Origin of the sequence: Synechococcus sp. R55.3 (genome assembly GCF_047461975.1) — a bacterium.
In the GTDB taxonomy this organism is placed as follows: Bacteria; Cyanobacteriota; Cyanobacteriia; order Thermostichales; family Thermostichaceae; genus Thermostichus.
The window spans coordinates 1-5,668 of sequence record NZ_JANSIG010000123.1; the positions used below are offsets into that span (position 1 = coordinate 1).

5 protein-coding genes and 1 riboswitch are annotated in these 5,668 nt (G+C 61.2%); all 5 genes read right to left on the minus strand.

What is annotated here, in order from left to right; all coding sequences use genetic code 11:
- A partial coding sequence (locus NW849_RS13660) for a cation:proton antiporter (protein ID WP_414358317.1) occupies positions 1-1,220 on the minus strand: 1,220 nt, incomplete at its 3' end.
- A 145-nt stretch (positions 1,221-1,365) separates the two neighbouring features.
- A riboswitch (Fluoride riboswitch) is annotated at positions 1,366-1,487 on the minus strand.
- Between the two features lie 46 nt (positions 1,488-1,533).
- A complete protein-coding gene (locus NW849_RS13665; protein WP_414358319.1) occupies positions 1,534-2,160 on the minus strand; it encodes a DUF1997 domain-containing protein in 627 nt (208 codons plus the stop codon).
- A 7-nt stretch (positions 2,161-2,167) separates the two neighbouring features.
- On the minus strand, positions 2,168-2,863 hold the full coding sequence (gene hisIE / locus NW849_RS13670; protein WP_414358320.1) for a bifunctional phosphoribosyl-AMP cyclohydrolase/phosphoribosyl-ATP diphosphatase HisIE: 696 nt from the start codon (positions 2,861-2,863) through the stop codon (positions 2,168-2,170).
- A 74-nt stretch (positions 2,864-2,937) separates the two neighbouring features.
- Positions 2,938-3,078: a hypothetical protein gene (locus NW849_RS13675; protein WP_414358323.1), complete on the minus strand. Its 141-nt coding sequence runs from the start codon at positions 3,076-3,078 to the stop codon at positions 2,938-2,940.
- Between the two features lie 261 nt (positions 3,079-3,339).
- The coding region (locus NW849_RS13680; RefSeq protein ID WP_414358326.1) for a polysaccharide deacetylase family protein at positions 3,340-5,668 on the minus strand (2,329 nt) is incomplete at its 5' end.

Here is a 5,668-nt window from a genome sequence, read left to right on the forward strand (position 1 = left end):
ACCTTGGTGGGATCCACCTCTCCTTTTTCCAAAAGCCGGGGGGCGCAAACCTGGGTCAGCCAAGCGCCCAGGGGAGCGGTAACCAGAATTGACAAAGCCGCCAAAGCCAAAATGATCTCCCCACCGGGGATCCCTTGGGCCAAGGGGATCCCACCAATGGCCGCCTGTACCGTCGCCTTAGCCATGTTGCCCGGCAGCAAAAACAGCCGCTCCCGCCAGGTCCAGTTGCTCCCCAGGGTGGAAAGCCACCAACCTAAGCCCCGCCCCAGCAGCAGGCTCAGGGTTAAGAGCAGCAAGCCCGGCCAGAACACGGATCCCAGCACCCCCAGATCCAGCGACGCTCCCAGTAGCACAAACAACACGATCTCCGCCACCGTCCAGAGGGCATCGAACCCACCTCGCAGCCGCCGCGCCAAGGGGGCATCCAGCTCAATTAGAAAGAACCCCAGGGCCATCACCGCCAAATAGCCGGAAAAATAGGGCCACACCTGCGGTGCCAGCACCAAGCCCAAGGCCATGCAGGCAGCCAGCAGCGCTTCCTGGACGCTGTTGCGGGTCCAGTTTTGTTGGGTTAGCAGCGACACCAGAACCCGCGCCCCCAGGTAGCCTACAGCCACGCCCAGCAGGATCTCCATCACCACCTGGAACGGCAGCCACTGCAGCGGCGACAGCTCCAGGCTTCCCAAGCGAACGCTCGCGGCGGATCCTTGGCCCAAAAAGCTGAGCAGCAGGCTAAACCCCAACAACAGCAGTACGTCGGAAAGGGCGCTGCCGGTCAAAATGGCATCCGGGATCCCTTTGGTTACTCCCCAGCCCAAACTCTTGAGGCGCAACATCCCCGGCACGATCACAGCCGGCGACTCTGCCCCGATCACACAGCCCAGCAGCAAACCGGTAGGCCAGTCCAACCCCAGGATCCAGGTGCTCAACAGGGCCACCGCCACCGCCTCGCAGGCTGCCGGCAAAAACCCCAGCCGCAACGCCACGGATCCCTGCTGGGCCAGCTTCTCCCGATCCAGCCCCAGGCCCGCCTTCATCAAAATGATCATCACCGCCACCACCCGCAGATCCCCCGCCGCTGCCAGCACCTCCGGGGATAGGACATCTCCCAGCAAGATCCCCACGAGGATCATCCCCAGCAGGGGGGGCATCCCCAGCCGACCCACGATTTGGCCGACAAAAAAGCCCATCACCAAGATCCACAGCCAACTGCCCAGCATCACCAGATCCTCATCTCCTTGTCGTCAGGGTGTTGAAGGGCAGCCCAGGGAGAAAAAGCCATCCGCGTCAGGAGTGGGAGCACCATCGCGTCCGCAGGGTGGGGCCTCAAACAAAGCCAAAGACCCCTACCCCCTGGACTTGCCCAGAAGTGTAGGAGTCATCAGCCTCAGCTTTTGAGGTTAGAACCCTCTTCCTCTATAGAAAAATTCCAATATAGAAAAATTCCAAGTGAGGCGGTTGCGGCGAACTCCATCGCCGGTTGCCGGAGCACTACTCGAAAGCTGACCGGCAACTTACTTGGCACCTAAGATATCACGCTTTGTCTTCCACTGCAATTAAGCGATAGGGGTGATCGGGACACCCAATAGAGCGATAGAAATCGCTGCACACATTGTGGGTGAGGCGGTCACTCATACCCCGGGTTACCTGCTGCACCACTTGATGGGCCACCCGATAAACCAACTTGCGGGGCAGAACCTGCAAAAACCTGGGCAAAGCCAGCCAGATCTCCAGATGAAGAGCCCAGTGAACACGGGTGGTGGGCAGGTCTTTCAGGGATCCCTGTAGCTCCTCCAGCCGGAAATCGGCTTGGCAGTTAACCCGGTAAGGCATTCCCTCATCGCCGGGCAACTCAATCGAGGTCAGGCGAAACCGGTAATCTTCATCCGGCCAGATCCTCACCCCAAAACTGGGCTCCAGCTCAAACCCAAGGCCGCCCATGCGAAAAAACTGCAGCCGGTAGGTCTCGGCGGACAAAGCTTCCACCTGCAACGGCCTAAAGCACCGCTGGATCCACTGGGCGTGGCCTCTTAGGTAACGGGCCAAGGTCTCCCGATCCGTCTCCAGATCCACTTGTCCACACCGCGTGGCTCGCAAATCCAGGTGGGCTTTGTCCAGAGAGGGATCCAGAAGATCAGGGGCGCCGCCTTCGGAGGACACGGCCCTTTCACTTGGCGGAACGGCGGGCTTGGAGCTGGCGATAGACATCCTTAATATCCACCTGATAATGAGCAAGAGCCACGAGGCAGTGGTACCAGAGATCGGCCACCTCGCGGGCCAGGGCAGCGCGGTCTTGATCCTTGGCCGCCATCACCACCTCAGCCGTTTCCTCGCCGAGTTTCTTGAGAATGGCGTTCTCTCCCTTGGCCAGCAAGCTGCTGGTGTAGGAGTCGGGACGGGGATCTGCCTGGCGGGCCTTCACCACAGCAAACACCTGAGACAGAGTATCTGCTGCCGGGATGGGATCCCTTTGATCCCCTGGCAGTGGGCGGAAGAAGCAACTGCGCGCCCCCGTGTGGCAAGCCGCATCTCCCACCTGCTCCACCAAGATCACCAGCGCGTCGCCGTCGCAGTCGTAGCGGATTTGCTTGACCCACTGCACATGACCGGAAGTTTCCCCCTTAGGCCACAGGGCCTGGCGAGACCGGCTCCAGAACCAGGTGCGGCCCGTTTCCAAAGTTTTCTGCAGCGACTCCCGGTTCATCCAGGCCACCATCAGCACCGTCCCATCCAGGTAGTCCTGCACAATGGCCGGGATCAGGCCCTGTTCGTTGTAGCTGAGGCTGCCCAGCCAGGTGATCTCCTCGGGCAGAAGCGATCGAGGGGGATCCGAGGAAGGGTTGAAGGCCAGAGCAGCAACCATAGAGCAGCGACCTGAAAAACCGCATTGAGAGCAGGATAACAGAACCAGCCCTCGCCAAGATATCCTTGACAACCTCAGCCAAGGGGTACCAGTTCCCGTGCCGCCAGGGACAGGACCACCTCTTCTCCCTCACCGGCCAGAGTCACCAGCCAGCGGTCGCGGTTTTCACGGGTGAGGACGATCCCCAGCCTCCCCTTAACAGAAGGAGGATACAACAGCCGTACCCACATGCCCGGCTCGAGCTGGGCAGCCGACCGCAGGGGATCAGCCGGGTTGCCGAGACCGCTTCTCCATTACCCAGGTCGCCCCAGGGTTCTCGGCCCCCCCTTCAGCAGCAGATGTCATGACCTCCCTCAGCACACCTCTCCTAAGCACCACCGGCAGGGTAAACAGCAAACTTAGCCCCCAGGGCTAGAGGCAAGCCGGACTTCTTCGGCCAGGATAGACCCTCTGTTGCGGAATGGCTGTATCGCAGATTACCGACTTAACCCGGAGGTCGGGCTGGGAGCACCGGTGTGGGGTTGGACAGAAGCGCTGGGCAGCAGCTTACGCTCCGGCTTGCGCTCTAGGAGCAAGGCTGACCGTTCCAAGCGCGTATCCACCAGTACCGAGGGAGGAGTCCAGTGGACACGCTCCAGCAGGCGCTGCAGCAGTTGAGCATCGAGGATGTCCACGCTGTGGGGGGATGTCGCCGTTCCGGCCACCAGGGGGGTGGGGGTGGCTTGAGGAAGGGATCCCTCAGCAACAGGTTCTGACCCATCGCTGGGCTCTTTTAGCACCAATTCCGCCATTGCCTGGGCCACCTCTTGACCATACACCCCATCGGGGCCAGAGGGGAGCAGATCCAGCCGTCCCTGCTGAGCGGCCAAACGGCTCAACCCCAGTTGCACAGCTACCACCGCTGCCCCCCGATCCCCCCGCCTCAACGTGCGTTGGCCGGCCAGAATGCTCTTGAGTTGGGCTTTGGCCGCCTCTTGCTCGCTGCCGGGCAAAAGTTGCACCAGCCCCTCCAGCCGATCTCCCTCAGAGCCAGCCTTGGCCTCGGGAAGGGGATCCCTGGCCCAGAGGCGGTTCATGTCGTAGAGCAAAATGGCATGGGGCACAGGACGGCTAGGCTGATGGGGAGCAGCATGGCCCGTGCCCAAGATCTGCCCCTGGTAGACCAGCGACGTGCTAAAGCCAGAATCCAGCAGCACGGCTTCCCGGATCCCGGTTTTGGGCAAAATACGGGCCAGGGTGGCGGCGTTGACATGGGTTTTGGTAACTCCGATCACCACCTGATCTTGGTCATCCACACCAAAGAAAGCCCTGGGGCGGAACTCGGCGGCGCTGGAAAGACGGAAAGAATCGATCTCCGTCTGAGAGAGGGCATGACCATCCTTGACCAGCCACAGACCGGCCACAAACAGATCTGTGACATCCGGCATCAACTGGCGAATGTTCTCCAAGCGGGTCATCGTATCGGGGTCGAAGGGCACAAAGCGGATGCGATCCCTGCCCAGCAGCACCAAGGGGCGACCGCGCACCACCTTGTCGTCTTCGGGGCGACCGGGGATGAAGGTCTTGTGGTTGGCAGCCATCACCGGCCCCACCATGACATTGCTGGCAGAGTTGATCCAAGGGATGGAGAAAAAGCTGCCATTGATGCCGGCATCGGCCTGGTAGCGCTGGGCCAGGGTGCTGACCTCGTAGCGCCGCTCCGCATGCACCGTAGCCGCCCGCCCGCCGCGAAGGGTGAGAACACGCACCTGGTCGATCACTTCGTCGGTCAAGGCCAACGGTTGGGTCACATCCAGCCGGTAGTCGGGGCTGCGGTTGAGGGTGAAGGTGCGGGCGCCAATGATGGCCTCGGTGATGCGAAACTGGTTAAAGCGTCGCACCTCCAGCAAGTTGGGCGATTGTCCTGTAAAACCGGGATCCATCGTAAAAGACATCCGGTAACCGGCATCGGCCAGGTATTGCTTCACCCGCTCGTCCCGGTTGCCTTCGGGATAGGCAAAGTAGTGGATGGGGTGGCCCAGCTCCTGCTCCAGCTTGGTCTTGCAGTCGAACACTTCCCGCCGCAGACGGGCATCGTCTAGCACCCGCAGGTCAGGGGGATGGGTGACGGTGTGGGCGGCAAAGTCGATCAGCCCGCTGGCATCCATCTCCCGCATTTGATCCCAGGTGAAGTGATCCTTGCTGGTGGGCACGCCGACAAACCCGGTTTGCACAAAATAGGCGGCGGGGTAGTTGTACTCCTTGAGAAGGGGGTAGGCGTTTTCGTACAGGCCCAGGTAAGCGTCGTCAAAAGTGAGCAAAATGGCTTTCTCCGGCAAGGGATCCCCGTCCCGCAGGTGTTTGTACAGTTGGTCGATGTGGATGGGGGTAAGTCCTGCTTGTTTAATGGCCTCAAAGTGTTGCCGCAGCTCCGCCGCCGTAGTGTCGAACCAGACCTGCTTGCGGCCAGCCACCACATCGTGATACATGATGGCGGGCACATAAGAAAGGCTGGCCAAGGGATCCAAAGCAAAGGGATCCCGCTCCAGTTGGGTCTCTAAGGAGATGGGCAAGCGCTGTTGAGCCGCTTTAGCGTGGGCGCGGGGGGCAGGGATCTCCGCTAGAGGTGGCGAGAGCCCCGGCAGGCGGCTGACCCAGTCGGGATGAGCAGTTGCCCAGGCCACCAGGGCCCCAGCCCCAAATCCCAGCAGGATCACCAGCAAGCTTAAGAAGGGGAGTAACCTCGGTCGAGACTTGGCCAGCGGACGTCGAGAGGAAGAGGAAAAGCTTTGTCGTGGAGTGGGCAAGGGGTACGGCTGGGATCCC